The organism is Nocardioides panacis, assembly GCF_019039255.1.
Taxonomy (GTDB): domain Bacteria; phylum Actinomycetota; class Actinomycetes; order Propionibacteriales; family Nocardioidaceae; genus Nocardioides_B; species Nocardioides_B panacis.
Map to the genome: position 1 here is coordinate 4,346,442 of NZ_CP077062.1, position 22,552 is coordinate 4,368,993.

Annotated in this window: 17 protein-coding genes and 1 pseudogene; 10 read left to right on the forward strand and 8 right to left on the reverse strand. The window is 73.6% G+C overall.

What is annotated here, in order from left to right; genetic code table 11:
- The first annotated feature begins 17 nt into the window (after positions 1-17).
- The 5 genes and pseudogenes from hisC to KRR39_RS21265 all read left to right on the forward strand — a co-directional run bounded on the left by hisC (position 18) and on the right by KRR39_RS21265 (position 6,145).
- Positions 18-1,109 (forward strand): histidinol-phosphate transaminase, encoded by a 1,092-nt coding sequence (gene hisC, locus KRR39_RS21250; protein WP_216939384.1) that lies wholly within the window; start codon positions 18-20, stop codon positions 1,107-1,109.
- Between the two features lie 197 nt (positions 1,110-1,306).
- Entirely contained in the window at positions 1,307-3,094 is a 1,788-nt protein-coding gene (locus KRR39_RS21255; protein ID WP_254185320.1) for an ABC transporter ATP-binding protein, read from the forward strand.
- Between the two features lie 240 nt (positions 3,095-3,334).
- Positions 3,335-3,673 (forward strand): annotated as a pseudogene (locus tag KRR39_RS25230) (ABC transporter transmembrane domain-containing protein); the annotation flags it as partial.
- A gap of 79 nt (positions 3,674-3,752) precedes the next feature.
- On the forward strand, positions 3,753-5,003 hold the full coding sequence (locus KRR39_RS21260; protein WP_254185321.1) for an ABC transporter ATP-binding protein: 1,251 nt from the start codon (positions 3,753-3,755) through the stop codon (positions 5,001-5,003).
- 152 nt (positions 5,004-5,155) lie between these two features.
- Positions 5,156-6,145, forward strand: a complete 990-nt coding sequence (locus KRR39_RS21265; protein ID WP_216939385.1) for a DUF2157 domain-containing protein — start codon at positions 5,156-5,158, stop codon at positions 6,143-6,145.
- A 57-nt stretch (positions 6,146-6,202) separates the two neighbouring features.
- Here the strand turns inward: KRR39_RS21265 and KRR39_RS21270 are convergent, their stop codons facing one another.
- Positions 6,203-6,667 (reverse strand): SRPBCC family protein, encoded by a 465-nt coding sequence (locus KRR39_RS21270; protein ID WP_216939386.1) that lies wholly within the window; start codon positions 6,665-6,667, stop codon positions 6,203-6,205.
- Positions 6,668-6,711: 44 nt separating this feature from the next.
- Positions 6,712-7,734, reverse strand: a complete 1,023-nt coding sequence (locus KRR39_RS21275) for an EamA family transporter (protein WP_216939387.1) — start codon at positions 7,732-7,734, stop codon at positions 6,712-6,714.
- A gap of 282 nt (positions 7,735-8,016) precedes the next feature.
- Here KRR39_RS21275 and pdhA point away from each other — a divergent pair, with 282 nt between their 5' ends.
- The 5 genes from pdhA (at position 8,017) to KRR39_RS21300 (ending at position 13,823) form a co-directional block, all read left to right on the forward strand.
- The gene (gene pdhA, locus KRR39_RS21280) at positions 8,017-9,183 is read left to right on the forward strand and encodes a pyruvate dehydrogenase (acetyl-transferring) E1 component subunit alpha (RefSeq protein WP_216939388.1); all 1,167 of its coding nucleotides are present in this window, start codon (positions 8,017-8,019) and stop codon (positions 9,181-9,183) included.
- Positions 9,180-10,157, forward strand: coding sequence for an alpha-ketoacid dehydrogenase subunit beta (locus KRR39_RS21285; RefSeq protein WP_216939389.1), 978 nt, complete (start codon positions 9,180-9,182; stop codon positions 10,155-10,157). Before pdhA ends, KRR39_RS21285 begins: the two co-directional genes overlap by 4 nt.
- Positions 10,158-10,192: 35 nt before the next feature.
- Positions 10,193-11,689 (forward strand): dihydrolipoamide acetyltransferase family protein, encoded by a 1,497-nt coding sequence (locus KRR39_RS21290; protein ID WP_436972065.1) that lies wholly within the window; start codon positions 10,193-10,195, stop codon positions 11,687-11,689.
- A 200-nt stretch (positions 11,690-11,889) separates the two neighbouring features.
- Positions 11,890-12,471 carry a GntR family transcriptional regulator gene (locus tag KRR39_RS21295; RefSeq protein WP_302053603.1) on the forward strand — a complete coding sequence of 194 codons (582 nt, stop codon included), beginning with the start codon at positions 11,890-11,892 and terminating at the stop codon, positions 12,469-12,471.
- On the forward strand, positions 12,468-13,823 hold the full coding sequence (locus KRR39_RS21300) for an MFS transporter (RefSeq protein ID WP_254185322.1): 1,356 nt from the start codon (positions 12,468-12,470) through the stop codon (positions 13,821-13,823). Before KRR39_RS21295 ends, KRR39_RS21300 begins: the two co-directional genes overlap by 4 nt.
- Here the strand turns inward: KRR39_RS21300 and KRR39_RS21305 are convergent.
- The 6 genes from KRR39_RS21305 to paaK form a co-directional block, all read right to left on the reverse strand.
- Positions 13,777-15,270, reverse strand: a complete 1,494-nt coding sequence (locus KRR39_RS21305) for a carboxyl transferase domain-containing protein (RefSeq protein ID WP_216939392.1) — start codon at positions 15,268-15,270, stop codon at positions 13,777-13,779. The two genes, KRR39_RS21300 and KRR39_RS21305, sit on opposite strands and share 47 nt — an antisense overlap.
- 50 nt (positions 15,271-15,320) lie before the next feature.
- Complete coding sequence (locus KRR39_RS21310; RefSeq protein WP_216939393.1) at positions 15,321-16,736, reverse strand: ATP-binding protein; 1,416 nt, start codon at positions 16,734-16,736, stop codon at positions 15,321-15,323.
- Positions 16,736-18,394 carry an NAD(P)/FAD-dependent oxidoreductase gene (locus KRR39_RS21315; RefSeq protein WP_216939394.1) on the reverse strand — a complete coding sequence of 553 codons (1,659 nt, stop codon included), beginning with the start codon at positions 18,392-18,394 and terminating at the stop codon, positions 16,736-16,738. The genes KRR39_RS21310 and KRR39_RS21315 overlap by 1 nt, the downstream gene beginning before the upstream one ends.
- Positions 18,395-18,496: 102 nt before the next feature.
- Positions 18,497-19,933 (reverse strand): M1 family metallopeptidase, encoded by a 1,437-nt coding sequence (locus KRR39_RS21320; RefSeq protein WP_216939395.1) that lies wholly within the window; start codon positions 19,931-19,933, stop codon positions 18,497-18,499.
- A gap of 42 nt (positions 19,934-19,975) precedes the next feature.
- Positions 19,976-21,280, reverse strand: a complete 1,305-nt coding sequence (locus KRR39_RS21325; RefSeq protein WP_216939396.1) for a glycoside hydrolase family 32 protein — start codon at positions 21,278-21,280, stop codon at positions 19,976-19,978.
- A gap of 5 nt (positions 21,281-21,285) precedes the next feature.
- Positions 21,286-22,551: a phenylacetate--CoA ligase PaaK gene (gene paaK / locus KRR39_RS21330; RefSeq protein WP_216939397.1), complete on the reverse strand. Its 1,266-nt coding sequence runs from the start codon at positions 22,549-22,551 to the stop codon at positions 21,286-21,288.
- Position 22,552: the final 1 nt, after the last annotated feature.

Below are 22,552 nucleotides of genomic sequence, written 5' to 3' on the forward strand. Positions count from 1 at the left end.
CGGGTAGTCTTCGGGCCATGACGACGAGCCCCTCCGCCGCACCCGGTCCGCAGGTCCGCCAGGTCGTCCGGGACCTCCCGGCCTACGTCCCGGGCCGCCCGCCCGCGCCGCGGCCGGGCGTCACGACGTACAAGCTGTCCTCCAACGAGAACCCCCACGACCCGCTGCCCGGGGTGCTCGAGGCGGCCGTCGAGGCGGCCGGGCGGATGAACCGCTACCCGGACATGGGCTGCACCGAGCTGTACGCCGCGCTCGCCGACCGGCTCGAGGTGCCGGTCACGCGCCTCGCCGCGGGCACCGGGTCGGTCGCCGTGCTCTACCACCTGCTCCAGGCGTTCTGCGAGCCCGGCGACGAGGTCGTCTACGCCTGGCGCTCCTTCGAGGCCTACCCGATCGCGGTCGCGGTCCCCGGCGCGGTCTCCGTGCAGGTCCCGCTGACCGCGGACGCCCGGCACGACCTCGACGCGATGGCCGCGGCGGTCACCGACCGCACGAAGGTGGTCATCGTCTGCAGCCCGAACAACCCCACCGGCCCGTCGGTCCGACGCGCCGAGCTCGAGGCGTTCCTGGACCGGGTGCCGCCGCACGTCGTGGTGGTGCTCGACGAGGCCTACCGCGAGTTCGTCCGCGACCAGGACCCCTTCGACGGGGTCGAGGTGCACCGCTCGCGCCCCAACGTCGTGGCGATGCGCACCTTCGCCAAGGCCTACGGCCTGGCCGGCTTCCGGGTCGGGTACGTCGTCGCGGCCGAGCCGATCGCGGCCGCCGTACGCGCCTGCGCCCTGCCGTTCGGCGTCTCGTCGGTCGCGCAGGCGGCGGCCGTCGCGTCGCTGGCCCGCGAACCCGAGCTGTTCGCGCGGGTCGAGGCGCTCGTCGCCGAGCGCGCCCGGGTGGCCGGGACACTGCGCGAGCAGGGCTGGGACGTCCCCGACGCCCAGGGCAACTTCGTCTGGCTGCCGCTCGGCGACCGGGCCACCGACTTCGCCGCCGCCGCCGAGCGGGCCGGGGTGATGGTGCGCCCGTTCGCCGGCGACGGGGTCCGGGTCAGCATCGGCGAGCCCGCGGGCAACGACGTGCTCCTCGAGGTCGCGGCGGCGTTCCGGGCCTGACGCCACCGGGCTCCGGGGCGCTGCGGCCCACGGGGTGGTGTCGGTGGTGGGTGGTTGTCTCGGACCACGGAAAACGAGTTGGGGCCGGTCAGGACCACCGAGTAATCTGTGCCTTACAACTTCCAGACGCTTCCGGTCCCGGGTCATCCGCCCTGCCCGGGGGGCGTCCGGCACCACGAGGGGACTGCCACCAGCAGATGACGGACGCACCAGCCGAGACAGCCGGCCCGAACGACCATCCCCCGGCAGGCGTGGGGTCGCTGTGGCGGCTCCGCGGCTACCTGCGACCGCACCTGCGCGCGCTGGTCATCATGGCCACCACCGCGCTCTCCGGGGTCGGCCTGACGATCGCGATCCCGCTCGTCACCCGGGCGATGATCGACGGCCCGATCGCGGACCGGGACCTCAGCGCGCTGCTGCCGCTCGGCCTGCTGGCCCTGGCGCTCGGCGTCCTCGAGGCGGTGCTGATCTTCATCCGCCGCTGGGTGCAGTCCAACGCGGTGCTCGGCGTCGAGACGACCATGCGCCACGACCTCTACGCCCGGCTCCAGCAGCTCCCGATGGCCTTCCACGGCCAGTGGCAGTCCGGCCAGCTGCTCTCCCGGGTCACCAACGACCTCTCGAGCATCCGGCGGTTCTTCGGCTTCGGGCTGCTGTTCCTGGTGATGAACGTGCTCCAGCTGGTCGTGGTCACCCTCGTGCTGCTCAAGATGTACTGGCCGCTCGGTCTCGTCGTCGCGGCCGCCGCGCTGCCGATCATCGCGCTGTCCAACCGCTTCGAGCGCACGTACGTCCTGGTCTCCCGCCGGGTCCAGGACCAGCAGGGCGACCTCGCGACCGCGGCCGAGGAGGGCGCGGTCGGCTTCCGGGTGATCAAGAGCTTCGGCCGGGGGCCGTTCGTCGCCGGGCGCTACAACGACTCCGCGCGCACCCTCTACGACACCTCCATGGACAAGGTGCGGCTCTCCGCGAAGTTCTGGACCTTCCTCGAGGTGATCCCCAACTTCGCCGTGGTGGTGGTGCTGCTGTTCGGCGCCCTCGGCGTCGGCCGGGGTGACCTCACCCCCGGCACCCTGGTCGCCTTCATCACGCTGATGCTCTCGCTGGTCTGGCCGATCGCCTCGCTGGGCTACATCCTCGCGATGGCGCAGGAGGCGATGACGGCGGGAGCCCGGATCAACGAGATCTTCGACACCGAGCCCTCCATCGTGTCCGGCGCGCACGTCATCGAGCGGCCCCGCGGGCACCTGCGTCTGGAGGGCGTCGGCTTCGCCTTCCCCGACCAGCCCGACGAGCCGGTGCTGCACGACGTGAACCTCGAGGTGGCGCCCGGCGAGACGGTCGCCATCGTCGGTGCCACCGGCTCCGGCAAGACCACGCTGACCGCCCTGGTCCCGCGGCTCTACGACGTGACGGCCGGGCGCATCACGGTCGACGGGATCGACGTACGCGACCTGGAGCTGGGGAACCTGCGGCAGATCGTGGCGACCGCCTTCGAGGAGCCCACGCTGTTCTCGATGAGCGCGCGGGAGAACCTCCTGCTCGGCCGCCGCGACGCGACCGAGGCCGACGTGCACGCGGCCGTCGAGGTGGCCCAGGCGCAGTTCGTCCACGACCTGCCGTGGGGGCTGGACACCCGCATCGGCGAGCAGGGCATGTCCCTGTCCGGCGGGCAGCGCCAGCGCCTCGCGCTGGCTCGCGCGGTGCTCGCCCAGCCGCGGATCCTGGTGCTCGACGACACCCTGTCCGCGCTCGACGTGCACACCGAGAAGCTCGTCGAGGAGGCGCTGCGCCGGGTGCTGGCCGACGCGACCGGCATCGTCGTCGCGCACCGCGCCTCGACCGTGCTGCTCGCCGACAAGGTGGCCCTGCTCCAGGACGGCACGATCACCCACGTCGGTGACCACAGCGAGCTGCTCGCCACGGTCCCGGCCTACCGCGAGCTGCTCGCGGCCGACGCGGACCTCGAGGAGGTGGGCGCATGAGCACGCCCCCCCACGACCGGCCCCACGACCGGCCCGACCCCCGCACCTGCGGCCCCGGCCGGGCAGTCCGCGACCGGTGCCGCGCCCGAGGAGTCGCAGTGGCGCGGCGTCGCCGCCGAGCACCGCGGCGACGACCTCACCGCGACCGAGTCCGGGCTGCTGCAGGACCGGTCCCGCCGGCTCCTGGGCAGCCTGCTGCGCCCGCACAAGAAGGTCCTCCGGGTGCTGCTCGCGATCGTGGTGCTGGAGAACGCCGCCCGCCTGTCGATCCCGTACCTCGTCAAGGAGGGCATCGACCGCGGCATCCCGCCGATCAAGGCGACCGGGGACACCTCGGTGCTGTACACGGTCGTGGCGCTGGTGCTGCTCGCCACGATCGTCCAGGCGATCACCCGCCGTACGTTCCTGGTGAAGTCCGGCAAGATCGGCCAGGACATGCTCTACGAGCTCCGCCGACGGGTGTTCCGGCACTTCCAGAAGCTCAGCCCCGCCTTCCACGACGAGTACACCTCCGGGCGGGTGATCTCCCGGCAGACCTCCGACATGGACGCGATCTACGAGATGCTCGAGACCGGGTTCGACGGCCTGGTGACCGCCGTGCTCACCCTGGTGGGCGTCGCGATCCTGCTGCTCACGCTGGACGTGGAAGCTCGCGCTGGTGGCGCTGGTCTGCTTCCCGTTCCTGCTCTGGCTGACCAACTGGTTCCGCAAGGAGTCCTCCAAGACCTACCGGGTCACCCGCGAGAAGGTCGCGCTGGTGATCGTGCAGTTCGTCGAGTCGATGCTGGGCATCCGCGCGGTGCAGGCGTTCCGCCGCGAGCCGCGCAACCAGGAGATCTTCGACGACGTCAACGAGCAGTACCGCGCCGCCAACCTCCGCGCGTTCCGGCTGGTCGCCTGGTTCATGCCCGGCATCAAGCTGATCGGCAACATCACCATCTCCGTGGTGCTGCTGTACGGCGCCTACCTCGCGTTCGAGGGCGAGGTCACCGTCGGCGTGCTCGCAGCGTTCCTGCTCTACCTGCGGCAGTTCTTCGAGCCGATGCAGGAGATCTCGCAGTTCTACAACACCTTCCAGTCCGCCAGCGCCGCGCTCGAGAAGCTCTCCGGCGTGCTGGAGGAGCAGCCCAGCGTGCCCGAGCCGGACCGCCCGGCCCGGGTCGGCGAGGTGCGCGGCGACGTGCGCTTCGAGCAGGTCCGCTTCGAGTACGTCGAGGGCGCGGCGGTGCTGCCCGGCCTCGACCTCGAGGTCCCCGCGGGCCAGACGGTCGCGCTGGTGGGCACCACCGGCGCCGGCAAGACCACGATCGCCAAGCTGCTGTCCCGGTTCTACGACCCGACGGCCGGGCGGGTCACCCTCGATGGCGTCGACCTGCGCGCGCTCGACGAGCGGACCCTCCGGTCGGCGGTCGTGATGGTCACCCAGGAGAACTACATGTTCGGCGGCACCGTCGCCGACAACATCCGGTTCGGCCGTCCCGAGGCGACCATGGACGAGGTGGTCGCGGCGGCGCAGGCGATCGGCGCGCACGAGTTCATCACCCGGCTGCCGCACGGCTACGAGACCGACGTCGCCAACAAGGGCGGCCGGCTCTCGGCCGGCCAGCGCCAGCTCGTCGCGTTCGCCCGGGCGTTCCTGGCCGACCCCGACGTGCTGATCCTCGACGAGGCCACCTCGTCTCTCGACGTGCCCTCCGAGCGGCTCGTGCAGCGCGCGCTCCGCACGATCCTGGCCGACCGGACGGCCGTGATCATCGCCCACCGGCTCTCCACCGTGGAGATCGCCGACCGGGTGCTGGTGCTCGAGCACGGCCGGATCGTCGAGGACGGCTCCCCGCACGACCTGGTGGAGTCGCAGACCGGCCGGTTCTCCGACCTCCACGACGCCTGGCTCGAGTCCCTCGCCTGACGCCGACCCGTCACCCGTGCAGCACGGACACGCGCGTCGCGGTGCATGAGTGACGGGTCGGCGGGGCCGGGACCATTGACCCTGGGGGCCGGCCCGCCCCCGGCGCGAGGATGGGGCCGCGGGGGCGAGGGTCCAGGGTCGAGGTGAGGGCGATGGCGACACCGGCAGTGCCCCTCGACACCCTGCTCTCCCGCTGGGTCGCCGACGGGCTGGTGAGCGCCGAGCAGGCCGCCGCGATCCGGGACGCCGAGCCGGGCGCCGCCGTCGTCGCGACGCAGCCGAGCGTCGTCGGCCCGGTCGGGCCCGAGGCGACCGCACCCGGCCACTCGCTGCTGGTCGAGGCGCTCGGCTACCTCGGTGGCGTGGTGATCCTGGTCGCCGCGGGGCTGGTCACCGCCCGGTTCTGGGACGACCTCTCGGGCGGCGGCCGGGTCGCGATCGGGGCCCTGGCCACGGCGCTGCTCGTCGGGGCCGGCCTGAGGGTGCCCCGCGGCCCCGGTGACGTGCTCGACGACCCGGGCCGCCGGCTGTGCGCGGTGCTGCTGGGGATGGGCGTCGCCGGCACCGCCGTCACGCTCGGCCTGGCCGCCAACGAGCTGCTCGACCTCACCGGTGAGCCGGCGGCGCTGCTGACGGCCGGCGGTGCGGCCCTGGTGGCGGGCGGGCTCGCGTGGCGCCGGCCGTCGGTGGTGCAGCAGGTGGCGACCGTCGTACCCCTGATGGTGAGCGGCGGCGTGCTCGCGTCGCTGCTCGGCGCGGGGACGTTCGGTGTCGGGCTGGCGATCTGGCTGGTCGGTCCGGCGTGGTACGCCCTGGGGACGCTCGGGCTGTTCGGTCCGCGCCGCGCGGACGCCCCGCTGGCGGCCACGGTCTGCGTCGCGGGGGCGGTGGTCGCGACCCCGACGGACGCCGGGATCGTGCTGGGGCTGGGCACCACCGCTGCGGTGGTCGCGCTGGCCCTGGTCCGGCGGGACCTGCTGCTGCTCGGCGTCGGGGCGGTCGCCGCGTTCCTGGTGCTGCCGCCGGCGGTCGGGACCTGGTTCCCCGGGTCGGTGGCCGCGCCGGTCGCCCTGCTCGTGGTGGGCTTCGGGCTGGTCGCGGTCGCGCTGACGATGGCCCGCACCTCCCGGCACCCCCGCTGACCCGTCACTGGTGCAGCGGGACACGCGTGTCTGGACTGCACGAGTGACGGGTGGGCGTCAGGGGGTGGCGGCGAGGTCTTCCTCGGCGGCCTTCTTCAGCCGCACCAGGGTCTCGGTGATGCCGGCCTGGTTGCGGGCCGGGAAGCCGAGCGCGCGCAGGGCGGCGAACACCGGCGCGGAGTAGCGCGTCGCGTCCCAGGTCTCGGTGACCCGGGTGGCGCCGTCGCCGACGGGCTCGAGCTCGTAGCGCCAGCGGTGCGCGCCGAAGTGCCGCCACGCGATCCGCCGGTCGGCCTCGAGCTCCACGACCGTGTTGCGGATCTTGTAGGGCAGCCCGAACAGCTTCATGTCCATGCCGAACGTGTCGCCCTTGGCGACCAGCCGGTCGGGTCCCGTGATCACGCCCTGCAGGGAGCCGGAGCCGTCGATGCGGGGGTGCTGCCGGGGGTCGGAGACGATCGCGAACACCACGGCGGGCGGGGCGTCGATCGTCGTGCTGTCCGAGACCAGTCTGTCGCTCATGGCCCCACGGTAGCCAGCGCGGGAAGCCGGCCGGCGCCGAGGCGTCAGCGCGCGGGGTCCTCCGCGCAGACCTCGTCGACAGGTCCGGGCTCGCCGCCCACCGCGGCGGGGACCGGTCCGCCCCCCGCCTTCGTCGTACGGCGCCGGGGTCGCTCGGCCGAGATCACCAGGGCCACCGCCGAGACCACGATCCCGCCGCCGGCCACGACCGCCCAGGTGACGTGCTCGCCGAGCACCAGCCAGCCGAGGAACACCGCGACCACCGGGTTGACGTAGGCGTAGGTCGCCACGAAGGAGATCGGCGCGTTCGCGAGCAGCCAGACGTAGGACGTGAACGCGACGACCGAGCCGAACACGACGAGGTAGCCCAGCGCGCTCCAGGTGCGCGCGCCGTAGGCCGCGGCGGTGAACGACTCGCCGGAGAGCCGGCCGACGGTGAGCAGCAGCAGGCCGCCGAACAGCATCTCGTAGACCGTCGTGACGAACACGTCCCGGGGCAGCCACAGCCGTGGCTGCACGTAGGAGCCGAACGCCCAGCAGGTCGACGCGAACATCACCAGCAGCGCCGGCCCGACCGGGAACCCGCCGACCGCCCCGCCGCCGACGAGCACCAGCACCGCGAGCCCGGCGAACCCGAGCAGCACGCCGGCCACCGACAGCGGCCGGGGGCGGTCGCCCTCGGCGAACCGGAACACCACGATCATCAGCGGCGCCACGGCGATCAGCAGCGCGGCGACGCCCGAGGGGGCGCCGAGGTTCTCCGCGACCGACACCATCCCGTTGCCGAGCAGCGGGAGCATCAGCCCGAGGAACGCGGTGCCCAGCGCCTGCCGGCGGGTGAGCCGCAGCCGCCGTACGCCGCCCTTCAGGCGGAGCAGCGCGCCGAGCACCAGGGCCGCGGTGGAGTAGCGCAGGCCCATCGAGGTGAGCGGCGGGGCCTGCTCCACGACGATCCGGATGGCGAGGTACGTCGACCCCCAGACGACGTACACGATGCCGAGCGCGACCAGCACCAGGCCGAACGCGGGGGCTGCCTTGGCGACCGGCGCCGGCACGGTGTGTGTCATGGGTGTCCCTTCTGTGACTCCTGTCAAGGTTAGGGCGTGCCTGACCCGGGTGTCGCGCGACTTTCGGACATCTTGTGCACCACATCCGGTCACCGACCTGATTAGGCGGTCCTCGCGGGGAGCCGGTACGTTATGGCTACCCCGACCGGTGTGGTGCCGGTCACAGCACGACCAGCCGCACGGCCGCGACGCACCATCCCCGCGCGCGCGTCGCGCAGCGCGTCGTGAGCTTCTTGCCGGCAGCGGACACCCCGTGAGCCGACGACACGAAGGAGTGCACCCTTGAGTGAGCACAAGTCCGACTTCGGGCCGGACCTCGGCGAGGTCTTCGGGCCCCACCAGGCCGACGGCGGCCCAGACCTGGTGCAGCTGCTGACGCCCGAGGGCGAGCGCGTCGAGCACCCCGACTTCTCCTTCGACCTCGACGACGAGGCGATCAAGGGCTTCTTCCGGGACATGGTGCTGACCCGGCGCATCGACACCGAGGCCACCGCGCTCCAGCGGCACGGCGAGCTCGGTATCTGGGCCCAGCTCCTCGGCCAGGAGGCCGCGCAGATCGGCTCCGGGCGGGCGCTGCGCAAGCAGGACTTCGCGTTCCCGACCTACCGCGAGCACGGCGTGGCCTGGTGCCGCGACATCGACCCGCTCCGGCTGCTCGGCCTGTTCCGCGGCGTCGACCAGGGCGGCTGGGACCCGAACGACGGCAACTTCGGGCTCTACACGATCGTGATCGGCGCGCAGACCCTGCACGCCACCGGCTACGCGATGGGCATGCAGCGCGACGGCGTGGTCGGCACCGGCGACCCGGACCGCGACGCCGCGGTCGTCGCCTACTTCGGTGACGGCGCGAGCAGCCAGGGCGACGTCAACGAGGCGTTCATCTTCGCGGCCTCCTACAACGCCCCGGTCGTGTTCTTCTGCCAGAACAACCAGTGGGCGATCTCCGAGCCGATCGAGCGGCAGACCCGGATCCCGCTCTACCAGCGGGCCCTCGGCTTCGGCTTCCCCGGCGTCCGCGTCGACGGCAACGACGTCCTCGCGACGTACGCCGTGTCGCAGGCCGCCCTGCAGCGGGCCCGCGACGGCCAGGGCCCCACGCTCGTCGAGGCGTACACCTACCGGATGGGCGCGCACACGACCACCGACGACCCGACGCGCTACCGGCTCTCCGAGGACCTCGAGACCTGGAAGCTGAAGGACCCGATCCAGCGGGTCAAGGCCTACCTCACCCGCAACGGCCTGGCCGACCAGGACTTCTTCGAGGAGCTCGACCACGAGGCCGAGAAGCTCGGCGAGCACCTGCGCGAGGGCTGCCGGGCGCTGCCGGAGCCGAAGCCGCTCGACGTCTTCGACTACGTCTACGCCGAGCAGACCGAGGAGCTGGCGGAGCAGAAGGCCGGGTACGCCGCCTACCTCGACTCCTTCGAGACCACCGGAGGTCACCGATGACCAAGATCACCCTGGCCAAGGGCCTCAACGCCGGCCTGCGCAAGGCGATGGAGGACGACCCGAAGGTCCTCATCATGGGCGAGGACGTCGGCAAGCTCGGCGGCGTGTTCCGGATCACCGACGGCCTGCAGAAGGACTTCGGCGAGGACCGGGTCATCGACTCGCCGCTCGCCGAGTCCGGCATCCTCGGCACCGCGGTCGGCATGGCGATGCGCGGCTACCGGCCGGTCTGCGAGATCCAGTTCGACGGGTTCGTCTACCCGGCCTACGACCAGATCGTCAGCCAGGTCGCCAAGATCCACTTCCGCAGCATGGGCAAGGTCAAGATGCCCATCGTCGTGCGGATCCCGTTCGGCGGCGGCATCGGCGCGGTCGAGCACCACAGCGAGAGCCCCGAGGCGCAGTTCGCGCACACGCCGGGCCTCAAGGTGGTCGCCTGCTCCAACCCGGTCGACGGCTACTGGATGATCCAGCAGGCCATCGCCTGCGACGACCCGGTGATCTTCCTGGAGCCCAAGCGGCAGTACCACGCCGACAAGGCCGAGCTCGACGAGTCGGTCCTGCCGCAGCCGCTGTTCACCTCCCGGGTCGTGCGCGAGGGCTCGGACCTCACCCTGCTGGCCTACGGCCCGATGGTGAAGACCTGCCTGCTGAGCGCCGAGGCGGCCGCCGGCGAGGGCAAGAGCGTCGAGGTCATCGACCTGCGCACGCTGTCCCCGCTCGACCTGGGCCCGGTCTACGCCTCGGTCCGCAAGACCGGTCGCGCCGTCGTCGCCCACGAGGCGCACGTCAACCTCGGCATGGGCTCGGAGATCGCGGCCCGGATCACCGAGCAGTGCTTCTACCACCTCGAGGCTCCGGTGCTGCGGGTCGGCGGGTTCGACACGCCCTACCCGCCGAGCCGCATCGAGGAGGAGTGGCTCCCCGACCTCGACCGCGTGCTCGATGCCGTGGACCGCTCGCTCGCGTACTGATCGCCCCGAGGAGAACTGCTGTGCCTGACTTCAAGCTGCCCGACGTCGGCGAGGGCCTCACCGAGGCCGAGATCGTCACCTGGAAGGTGAAGGTCGGCGACGTGATCAAGATCAACGACATCATCGTCGAGATCGAGACCGCCAAGTCGCTCGTCGAGCTGCCCTCGCCGTACGCCGGGACCGTGCAGGCCCTGCACGTGCCGGAGGGCGAGACCGTCCCGGTCGGCACGCCGATCATCACCGTCGGGGACGGCGCGGCCGCCCCGGTCGCGGCGCCGGCTCCCGCCGCGGCGCCCGCCGCCACGACGTCCAACGACAGCGACCCCTACCTCGGGCTCGCCGAGAAGGCCGGCGCCGCCTCGGTGGCCGCCGGCGAGATCGACATGTCGAACCCGGCCGCGACCGGTGGCGGCGAGAACCAGACGCTCGTCGGCTACGGCCCGCGCACCGCCTCGGTCCAGCGCCGTCCGCGTCGCGGCGGTGCGAGCCCGTCGACCGAGGCCGGAGCCGCCGCGCAGCTGCAGCTGCAGGGCGCGTTCGGCCAGGGTGCCCGGGAGAGCACCGACGTGGTCCCGGCCGACGAGCCGGTGGTGCCCGCGACCCCGGCCGTGCACGAGCCGGCGGCCCCGTCGGCGCCGACCGGCGACGTACGCGTGCTGGCGAAGCCGCCGGTCCGCAAGCTCGCCAAGGACCTCGGCGTCGACCTGCGCACCCTGACCCCGACCGGCCCGCAGGGCACCGTGACCCGGGCAGACGTCGAGGCAGCGACGTCGACGTCTCCCGAGGAGTTGTCCGGCGCTCAGACGGCCCCGACCGGGTCAACGCCTGACAGGTCGGCGGACCGGCGCGAGCCGATCAAGGGCGTGCGGAAGATGATGGCCCAGGCCATGGTCGACTCCGCGTTCACGGCCCCGCACGTCACCGAGTGGATCACCGTCGACGTGACCAGGACGATGAAGCTGGTCGAGAAGCTCAAGGCGCACCGTGACTTCCGCGAGGTCAAGGTGTCCCCGCTGCTCGTCGTCGCCAAGGCGGTCTGCCTGGCCATGCGCCGCACCGAGGAGATCAACGCGACCTGGGACGAGGCGGCCGGCGAGGTCGTGTTCAAGTCCGGCGTGAACCTCGGGATCGCCGCGGCCACGCCGCGCGGCCTGGTGGTGCCCAACATCAAGGGCGCCGACGCGCTGTCGCTGCCCGAGCTGGGTGCCGCGATCAACGGCCTCACGCGTACGGCGCGCGAGGGCCGCACGCAGCCCGCGGAGATGAGTGGCGGGACGTTCACGATCACCAACGTGGGCGTCTTCGGCGTCGACGCGGGCACCCCGATCATCAACCCCGGCGAGTCGGCGATCCTGTGCTTCGGTGCGGTCCGGCCGCAGCCGTGGGTGCACAAGGGGCGGATCAAGGTGCGCGACCTCACCACCTTGGCGCTGTCCTTCGACCACCGGCTCGTCGACGGCGAGAAGGGCTCGCGGTTCCTGGCCGACGTGGCCGCGGTGCTGGAGGACCCGAGCAGCGCGCTGCTCTTCTAGCCGGCCCTAGGCCCGGAGGGACCGGGGCGGGGCGGGGCTCCGGCCGCTTACGATGGACGCGATGAGCACGCCCGACCCCGCTGTCGACCCCACCGCCCTTCCCGCCGCCGCACCCGTCGTCGTCCCCCCCGGCCTCCTCCGCCCTCTCCGTCGAGGACCAGTACGGGGAGCGCGCCTACGAGTTCGCCAAGTGGGCGATCCTGAGCGCGGTCTACCCCGCCGGGACCCTGGTCGGCGAGGCCGAGCTGGCCCACGAGATCGGGCTGTCCCGTGCCCCCGTGCGGGAGGCCTTCCTGCGCCTGGAGATGGAGGGCCTGGTCACCCGCGAGCCGGGCTACGGCGCCCGGGTGAGCACCTTCTCCCTGGACGAGGTCGAGGACGTGCTCGAGGCCCGGGTGCTGGTGGAGAACCACACCGCGGGCCGTTCCTTCGCGCACCGCGAGGAGCTGCTGCCCCGGGCCGAGGCCGCGCACGAGGCGATGGTGCGCAGCTGCCGGGAGCGCGACACCGCCGCCTTCACGGCCGCGGACCGGCTGTTCCACGAGCTGATCGTGGACGCCGCCGGCAACGCGCTGCTGTCCGCGGTCTACCGGACGCTGCGGGAGCGGCAGACGCTGTTCACCTCGGCGGTGGTGCGCGGTCGCGCCGACCGGATGCAGGACGCCATCGCCGAGCACGTGCGGGTCCTGACCACCCTGCGCGGCGACGACCAGGAGGCGTTCTGCGCCGCGGTCAACGACCACCTGGCGTGGTCGACCGCGCTGGCGCGGGAGTCCCTGTGACCGAGAGCCACCGGCTCGGCGGTCGCCGGGCCGTCGTCGTGTGGGGCACCGGCGTCGCGGTCTACTTCTTGGCGATCTTCCACCGCTCCTCGCTCGGCGTCGCCGGCCTGGCCGCGGCCGACCGCTTCCACATCACCGCCTCCCAGCTGTCCACGTTCACGGTCCTCCAGCTGCTGGTGTACGCCGCGATGCAGATCCCGGTCGGCGTGCTGCTCGACCGCTTCGGCCCGCAGCGGCTGCTGGTCGCGGGCGCGGTGTTCATGACCGCCGCGCAGCTCGGCTTCGCCTGGACCGGGACGTACGGCGGCGCGGTGACCGCCCGGGTGTTCGTCGGGATGGGCGACGCGATGGTGTTCATCAGCGTGCTGCGGCTGATCGCGTCCTGGTTCCCGCCGATGCGCAGCCCGCTCGTCACGGCGTTCACCGCCATGCTCGGCCAGTGCGGTGCGCTGGTCGCGGCCATCCCGCTGTCCCGGTCGCTGGCGACGTACGGCTGGACGGTGACGTTCGCGGCCAGCGCCTCGGTCGGCATCCTGCTCGGGCTGCTGGTGATCCTGCTGGTCCGCGACGTGCCGCCGGGGGCGCCGCCGTCCCGCTCGGTCAAGGACGTCCGGACGGTGGGCCGCGACCTGCGGCTGGCCTGGCAGGACCCCGGCACCAAGCTCGGGCTGTGGTCGCACTTCACCACCCAGTTCGCCTCGAACGTGATGGGGCTGCTGTGGGGGTTCCCGTTCTTCGTGCACGCCGAGCACCGCACCAAGGGCCAGGCCGGGGCGCTGCTCACCCTGCTGGTCGTGGTGTTCATCGTCGGCGGTCCGCTGATCGGCGGCTACATCTCCCGGCATCCCTGGCAGCGCTCGACGGTGGTGCTGTCCATCGTCGCGGCGATGGCGACCACCTGGACGGTGACGCTGCTGTGGCCCGGGGACGCGCCGACCTGGCTGCTCTGCGTGCTGGTCGTGACCACCGGCCTGGGCGGGCCGGGGTCGATGATCGCCTTCGACCTCGCGCGCACCTTCGCGCCGGCCTCCCGGCTCGGCCAGGCCAGCGGGATCGTCAACGTCGGCGGGTTCACCGCCTCGCTGCTCGCGGTGCTCGGCATCGGCCTGGTGCTCGACGCCGTCACGCAGGGGTCGTCGACCGACTACAGCAGCGGCGCGTACAAGACCGCGATGTGCGTGCAGTACGTCTTCTGGGTGCTCGGCGGCCTGCAGGTCTGGCGCTACCGGTACCGCGCACGGGCGCACCTCGCCGACACCCAGCCCGAGACGTTCCGGGACATGAGCGGCTTCGAGGAGTACGCCCCTAGGCCCTCCCGAGTGCGCGATATCGGGCGGCGCGGTCGGCGGTGACGGTGGCCGAGTCGCGCTGCATCAGCGCGGCCAGCTCGTAGCGCAGCACGTCCGAGAGCCGGGCGCAGAACGCCTCCGGCTCGTCCGCGGCGTCCGGTCGCTCCGCGACGATCCGGTCCACGATCCCGTTGCGCCTCAGGTCGAGCGAGCGCACCCCCTGGGCGCGGGCCATGTCCGGGGCGTGGTCGAGGTCGCGGTGCACGATCGCGCTCGCGCCCTCCGGTGGCAGCGGGGACAGCCAGCCGTGCTGGGCGGCGATCACCCGGTCGGTCGGCAGCAGGGCCAGCGCGCCCCCGCCGTTGCCCTCGCCGAGCAGCAGGCACAGCGTGGGCGCGTCGAGGGTGACCAGGTCGGCGAGGCAGCGGGCGATCTCGCCGGCCATCCCGCCCTCCTCGGCCTCCACCGACAGGGCCGCGCCGGGGGTGTCGATGACGGTCATCAGCGGCAGGTGCAGCTCGGCGGCGAGCCGCATCCCGCGCCGCGCCTCGCGCAGCGCCCCCGGCCCGAGCGGGTGCGCCTTGGTCTGGCCCCGCCGGTCCTGGCCCAGGAAGATGCACGGCGAGCCGCCGAACTTCGCGAGCGCGATCAGCAGCCCCGGGTCGGACTCGCCCTGCCCGGTGCCGTTGAGCGGGATCACGTCCGTGGCGCCGTACTTCAGCAGGCGGCGTACGCCGGGCCGCTCGGGGCGCCGCGAGCGGGTGACCGACTCCCAGGTGTCCACGTCGGGGATCTCGTCGACCGGCGGGTTGGGTACGTCGACCAGCACCTCGTTGCGGGCGGTCAGCACGGTCAGCGCGCGGGCCAGGATCTCGGCGACCTGGTCGTGCGGGACGACCCCGTCGATGAGGCCGTGGGCGTAGAGGTTCTCCGAGGTCTGCACACCCTCGGGGAACGTCCGGGCGTAGAGCGCCTCGTAGACGCGCGGCCCCAGGAAGCCGAGCAGCGCACCGGGCTCGGCGACCGTGACGTGGCCCAGCGACCCCCACGAGGCCATCACGCCGCCGGTGGTCGGGTGCCGCAGGTAGACGAGGTAGGGCAGCCCGGCCTTCTTGTGCGCCGCGATCGCCGCGGAGATCTTGATCATCTGCACGAAGGCGACCGTGCCCTCCTGCATCCGGGTGCCGCCGGAGACCGGCGCGGCCAGCAGCGGCAGCCGCTCGGCCGTCGCGCGCTCGACGGCGCGGGTCAGCCGCTCGGCGGAGTCCACGCCGATCGACCCGGCCAGGAACCGGAACTCGCAGGCCACGACGGCCACCCGTCGCCCGCGCATCCGGCCCTCCCCGGAGATCACCGACTCGTCGAGCCCGGTCCTCTCCTGCGCGGCGGCGAGCTCCGCGGCGTACTCCTCGGAGATCGGCCCGCGCACCGGAGGCGTGTCCCAGGAGGTGAACGACGCGTCGTCGAGCACCAGGTCGATCAGGTCGGTCGCGGAGAGACGGTCAGCCATCCCCCGAACCTACCGACCCTCGCCGGCCGGGGTGCGGGCGGAGCGGGGGGTCAGTCCGGGGGGAGGTCGACCGGCAGGCGGACCCGCATGACCGTGTCCCCGGGCCGGGAGTCGACGGAGATCTCGCCGTGGTGCCGCTCGACCACGATGCGGCGGGCGATGTCGAGGCCCAGGCCGGTGCCGGCGTCCACGTCCTTGGTCGTGTAGAACGCCTCGAACGCCCGGGCCGCCACCTGCGGCGTCATCCCGGTGCCGGTGTCGCCGACCTCCACGACGACCGAGCCGTCGTCGAGCCGGGTGCTGACCCGCAGCGTGCCGGAGCCGCCCATGGCGTCGACGGCGTTGTCCACGAGGTTGGTCCACACCTGGTTCAGCTCGCCGGGGTACGCCTCGATCATCGGTACGTCGTCCGCGTACTCCCGCACCACCGCCACCCCCGGCCGCAGCTTGTGGCTGAGCATCACCAGCGTGCTCTCGAGGCCGTCGGTGACCCGGATGCGTTGCCGCGAGGCCCGGTCCATCTGCGAGTAGGAGCGCACCGCGCCGACCAGCTCGGAGATCCGGCGGGTGGACTCCCGCACCTCGCCCAGCAGGGTCGCGGCCTCGAACGTGCTGGCCGCCCACCGCAGCGCCGGCTCGAGCGCCGGGCCCTCGACCACGGCCGCGACCCGGTCGCACCACGCCACGTCCACGCCGGCCGCGGCCAGCGGGGCGGCCAGCGTCCAGCCGTCCGCGACGCCGCGCCGGGACAGCCACGCCGACAGCTCCTGCTCCCGGTCGGCGAGCGCGAGCGGGTCCACCGCCGCCGGGGCCGAGCCGGGCGGGGCGACCACGGCCGGCACCACCTCGAGGCGCAGCGCGTCGAGCGCCGCGAACTGGCCCGGGGAGATCTCGTCGTGCGCGAGCCGGCCGAGCGAGGAGAGCAGCGTGTCGCAGGTGGTGCCGAGGGCGTCGGCGGCCCGGGTCGCGGCCGCGGCCGGGTTGTTGATCTCGTGGGCGAGCCCGGCGGCCAGCGTGCCCAGCGTCAGCAGCGCCCCGCGCTGCCGGGCGGTCGACTCGATGGAGCGGGCGGTGCGGTAGACGCCCTCGATCAGGTGGCCGCCGAACGGGAACCACGCGTCCGAGAGCCGGCGCAGCACCGCGGACGGCACGCACAGCACCCGTCCAGGTGCCACCCCGCGGCCGGTCGCGAGGTAGACCCCCTGGTCGTCCCAGGCCCGGAAGCCGCCGGCCCAGCGGCCCGGCACGTCCATCCGCGCGACGACGGTCTCCTCGCGGCCGATCACCTTGACCAGCTCGAGCGCACCGTCGACCAGGACCCACCAGGAGTCGGCCGGCTCGCCCTCGCGGAACAGCACGGCGCCCGGCGCGACGCCGACCTCGGCGCCGCCGGCCAGCAGCTCCGCCAGCCGGTCGTCGTCCAGCCCGTCGAAGAGCGGCAGCGGGCGCAGGTCCGCGACGCGCATCAGGTCGTCGCCAGGTAGCGGTGCACGAGGTAGACCGACATCGCGCCCTCGCCGACGGCGGACGCCACCCGCTTCATCGAGTCCAGGCGCACGTCGCCCGCGGCGAACAGCCCGGGCACGCTGGACTCCAGGGCCAACGGCGGCCGGGCCAGCGGCCAGCGGGGCCCGGCGTCGGACGCGGCCAGCTCGGGGCCGGTGAGCACGAACCCGAGGTCGTCGCGGACCACGTCGGGACCGAGCCACTCGGTGCGCGGCGCCGCGCCGATGAACACGAACAGCCAGCTCGTCGCCACGTCCTCGGTGGTGCCCGCGTCCCGGTCCCGCAGGGTCAGCGTCTTGAGGTGGCCGTCGCCGGACGCCGCGGCGACCTCGGTGCGCAGCCGGACCTCGACCGTCGGGACCGCCCGGATCCGCTCGACGAGGTACTGCGACATGCTCACCTCCAGCGAGCCGGACCGGACCAGGAGCACCACCCGCTTGGCGAAGCGCGACAGGTTCAGCGCGGCCTGGCCGGCGGAGTTGGCCGCGCCGACGATGTAGACGTCGTCGTCCTGGCACTGGCTCGCCTCGGAGGCGTTCACGCCGTAGTAGACGCCGCGGCCGGTGAGGTCGGCGAGCCCCGGCGCCGCCAGCCTCCGGTAGGAGACGCCGGTCGCGGCGACCACCGCGCGGGCCTCGATCTCCGCACCGCCCTCGAGGAGCACCGCGCGGACCGGCCCGCGCGTCTCGAAGCCGACGACGTCGCGGGCGAGCACCAGCTCGGCGCCGAACCGGGTCACCTGGGCCAGCGCCCGGTGCGCGAGGTCGGAGCCGCTCAGGCCGCGCGGGAAGCCGAGGTAGTTCTCGATCGCCGCGCTCTGGCCCGCCTGCCCGCCGGGTGCCTCGCGCTCGACGATCACCGTGCTCAGGCCCTCCGAGGCGGCGTACACGCCGGCGGCCAGCCCGGCCGGCCCGCCGCCGACGATGCAGAGGTCGTAGAGCGGTCGCTGGGCGCTGGTGTGCAGGCCGAGCGCGCCGGCGACCTCCAGCGTCGAGGGCGAGCGGAGGGTCGGGCCGTCCGGCACCAGCACCAGCGGCAGGTCGGCGGGCTGCGCCTGCGCGAGGTGCTGGAGCCGGGTCCCCTCGGCGTCCCGCTCGACGTCGTACCAGCGGTAGGAGACGTGGTTGCGGGTCAGGAACAGCTTGATCTCATGGCTGCGGTCGGACCACCGGTGCCCGACCACCCGCACCTCGGACGTCTCCTCGGGGTGGTCCTGCCGCCAGTCGTCGAGCAGCTCGTCGACGACCGGGTAGAGCCGCTCGTCGGGCGGGTCCCACGGCTTCATCAGGTAGTAGTCGAGGCCGATGTCGTTGATCGCGGTGATCGCGACGTCGGTGTCCGCGTAGGCGGTCAGCAGCAGGAACTTCGCGTCCGGCGCGTGCTCGCGGGCCAGCGCGAGCATCTCGGTGCCGGTCATCCGCGGCATCCGCTGGTCCGCGACGACCATCGCGACCGGGTCGTCGCGCAGGGCCAGCCGGGCCAGCAGGTCGAGCGCCTCCGGGCCGGACGTGGCGCGGACGACCCGGTAGTCGGCGCCGTACCGGGCGAGGAGGTCACGGCCGATCGCGGCCGACACCATCGGGTCGTCGTCGACCGTCAGGATCGCGGGCTTGCTCATGGCATCGCCGTTCCGGGTGGGCTGTGGCCGTTCCCGAGGTGGCCGCAGGACGAGGGTGCGGTTGCCCGTCAGCATAGGCGGCCCCGACCGGATCGGGCAGCCTCAGGCGGGCGGGGTCCGGGAGAGCAGCCAGCGGTCCACGAACGCCCGCAGCTCGACCGGGTCCTCCCCGGTGCTCGCGGCCAGCCAGGCGACGTACGACGTCCGGTCCTGCACCGTGTTGCGGTGCTCCTGCGGCCACCGGCGGACCAGGTCGTCGAAGACCGCGGCGCCGAACCGCTCGCGCAGCCGGACGAGCATCCGCGCGGTGCAGAAGTACACGTTGATCTGCGCGAACTGGTCGGGGTCGTAGGCGCCGGGCGGGCCGTAGAGCCGGCGCCAGAGCCCGTCGGTGCTGGTGAACTGGTCGTCCCAGTAGGCCCAGGTCTGCCAGCCGCGGGACGTCGAGAACAATGCCTCGACGTACATCGCCATGCCCTCGTTCATCCACAGGTCGGACCAGTCGTCGGGCGTGACGGTGTCGCCGTACCAGGCGTGCGCGAGCTCGTGGACGACCGTCTGGCGCACCCCGCGGGTGCCGAACCGGTAGTTCCGGGCGCCGAAGGTGACCAGCGTCTGGGTCTCCATCGCGGAGTCCGACGGCGTCACCACGACCCCGGCCCGGTCGAACGGGTAGGGCCCCAGGCGGCTCTCCAGCCACCGCAGCGCGGCCGGCGTGGCGCGCAGCGGCACGAGGTACTCCGGGTGCGCGCGCGGCACCCAGTAGCTCAGCGGCAGGCCGTGCGGGCCGGTCTGGGTGGCCCGCACGTAGGGCCCGATCGCCACCGTCATCAGGTAGGACGCCATCGGGTCGCGGTTGGTGAAGTGCGTCAGCGTCCGGCCGTGCCGCACCCGCCGGCTGTCCAGCCGGCCGTTGGACACCCCGACCCAGCGGCGCGGCACGTCCAGCGCGACCCGGTAGGTCGCCTTGTCCGACGGGTGGTCGTTGACCGGGTACCACGTGAACGCGCCGTACGGCTCCTGCATCGCCCACGCCTGGCCGTCGCGGGTGGTCTGCCAGCCGAGCCCGGCCATGTCGCCGCGGCTCGACGGCGCCGGCGTGGGACCCGGGCGGCCGCGGTAGGAGATCACCACGTCGTACGTCGACCCCGCGACCAGCCCGGGCGCGGAGACGTCGAGGTGCCGGCCGGCGTGCCGGGACGTCGAGGCGACCGGCCTGCCGGTCCGGCGGTCGGTCACCGCGAGCCGGGAGACCGCGAGCCGCCCGGACAGGTCGAGCCGGAACCGGCCGTCCCGCGCCGGGACCAGCCGGACCCGTGCGACCCCGGCCAGCGTGCGGGTCCGCGGCTGCCAGCGCAGGTGCAGGCCGTAGTCGAGGACGTCGACCCCGGGGTTGCCGACGGAGGGGTAGACCGAGTCGGCGTGCCGGTCGGTAGTCGAGGCCGGGGCCGGCGTCGACGGTGCGGCCACCGTGGCGGCGGGCATCGGGGCACCGGCGAGCAGCGCGCTCGTCAGCGCGGCGACCAGAGAACGCAGCATGCACACCTTCCCTGACGACCCGGACCCCCGGATCCTAGGGGCTCACGGCCGGGTCGGGACGTGGAACGGCGTCAGCGCCAGCGTCCAGGCCGTCACGGTCCCGGGCACGTCGAGCCGCCACCGGCTGCCCGGACGCGGGTAGCCCCGGGTCGTGCACGACTCGGGACCGCCCGCGAAGATCTCCACCATCGAGCCGTCGACGAGCAGCCGGGGCGGCTGCAGCGGCTCGGCCGGGGTCTCCCAGCGCGCGACGGGCTCCGAGGTCCCGTCGGCGTGCACCAGCCACAGCTCCGACCGGGTGCCGGCGGCGAGCTCGACCTCGTACGCCGCGGCCCTGAACGGCCGGCCGGGCGTGAGGTCCAGCCGGGCCGCCCGGAGCCCGGTCAGCTCGGCGGCCGGCCGCGACACGAGCCGGTCGCCGTGCAGCCGCAGGTCGCGGGGGAACGTCAGCGCCCCGGCCCAGCCGGCCCGCCGGACGTCGGCGTCGCTGCGGCCGTGCTCCCACGACCACGCCCACAGCAGCACCCGGCCGTCGTGCGCGAGCAGCTGCGGGGCGTAGAAGCAGGGGCCGGTGTCGAGGACCCCACCGGTCGCGGGCACGAAGCGCGGGGTGCCGCCCTCGAGCAGTAGGTCGCCGACCAGCCAGCGGACCCCGGCCAGCGGGGACCGGTCCCCGTCCGCGCGCCACAGCGAGAGCACCAGCAGCCACCGGTCCCCGAGCCGGACCAGGTTGGGGCACTCCCAGATGTCCGCGGGCGCGAGCGGGCCGGCCACCGGGTCGTCGGGGCCCAGCAGCCGGCCGAGCTCCCGCCACGACGCCAGGTCGTCGGCGTCGTACACCAGCAGCGCGGGACTGCCGTGCGGGCTGCCGGCACCCTGGACCGCGTAGCGGTGCCCGTCGAGCTCGAACAGGAAGGGGTCGCGCACGTCGCTCAGCGTCGGGTCCTGCGGCATCCCGACCGCCGGCCGGGGGTCCTGCACCCACGTCGCGAGGCCGTCCCCGGAGCGGGCGAGCAGCACGTGGGAGGCGCCCGAGGTGTCCGCGACCCCGCTGTACACCGCGGTCGGGACGCCGTCCTCGACGGTCAGGCAGCCGGTCCAGCAGCCGCGGGCGTCGTGCCCGCCGGGCCGCGGCACCAGGGCCGGCGGCTCCGCGCGCCAGGACACCAGGTCGGCGGAGCTGACGTGCCCCCAGGTGATCGCGTCGTGCACCGGCGCGGCCGGGTTGTGCTGGAAGAACACGTGGAACCGCCCGTCGACGTGCGCGAGGCCGTTGGGGTCGTTGACCCACCCGGCGGCGGGGCGTGCGTGCAGCGCCGGGAACGCGGGGTCCGGGGGAGCGGTCATCCGGGTCAGCGCCGGTCGGAGATCCGTCGCGCCTTGCCCAGCGAGCGCTCCAGCGCGTGCGGCGCGAGCACCTCGACCCGGACCGTCGTGCCGACGTTGTCCTTGACGTGCCCGGCCAGCCGCCGGCCGAGCGCCTCGCGGTCGGCCTCGGCGACCTGCTCGTGCGCCTCGACCTGGACCGTCAGCTCGTCGAGCGTGCCCGGCCGGGTGAGCACGCACAGGTAGTGCGGGGTCAGCCCCTCGACCTTGAGGATCTGCTCCTCGACCATCGTCGGGAAGACGTTCACGCCCCGCACGATCATCATGTCGTCGGTGCGGCCGGTGACCTTCTGCATCCGCCGGAACGCCGGGTAGGCCGTGCCCGGCAGCAGCCGGGTCAGGTCCCGGGTTCGGTAGCGGACCACCGGCATCGCCTGCTTGGTCAGGGACGTGAAGACCAGCTCGCCCTCCTCGCCGTCGGGCAGCACCTCGCCGGTCACCGGGTCGATCACCTCGGGGTAGAAGTGGTCCTCCCAGACGTGCAGCCCGTCCTGGGTGTCCACCGCCTCCTGCGAGACGCCCGGGCCCATCACCTCGGACAGCCCGTAGATGTCGACGGCCTTGATGCCGCCGCGCCGCTCGACCTCGCGGCGCATCTCGTCGGTCCACGGCTCGGCGCCGAAGATCCCGATCTCCAGGCTGGTGCTGCGCGGGTCGACGCCCTGCGCCTCCATCTCGTCGAGGATCGCGAGGAAGTACGACGGGGTCACCATGATCACCCGTGGCTCGAAGTCCACGATCAGCTGCACCTGGCGCGGGGTCATGCCGCCGGAGACCGGGACCACCGTGCAGCCCAGCCGCTCGGCCCCGTAGTGCGCGCCGAGACCGCCGGTGAACAGCCCGTAGCCGTAGGCGACGTGCACCAGGTCCCCGGGCCGGCCGCCCGCGGCGTAGATGGAGCGCGCCATCACCTCGGCCCACACGTCGAGGTCGTCGCTGGTGTAGCCCACGACGGTCGGCTTGCCCGTCGTACCGGAGGAGGCGTGCACCCGGCTGACCTCGGCCCGCGGGACGGCGAACATGCCGAACGGGTAGTTCTGCCGCAGGTCCTCCTTGGTGGTGAACGGGAACCGGGCCAGGTCGGCCAGCGACCGCAGGTCGGCGGGGGCCACGCCCACGGCGTCGAACGCGCGCCGGTAGTGCGGGACGTGCTCGTAGACCCGATCGAGGGTCGTGCGCAGGTCGACCAGCTGCTGCGCCTGCAGCGCCTCGACGTCGAGGTCGGGGATCATC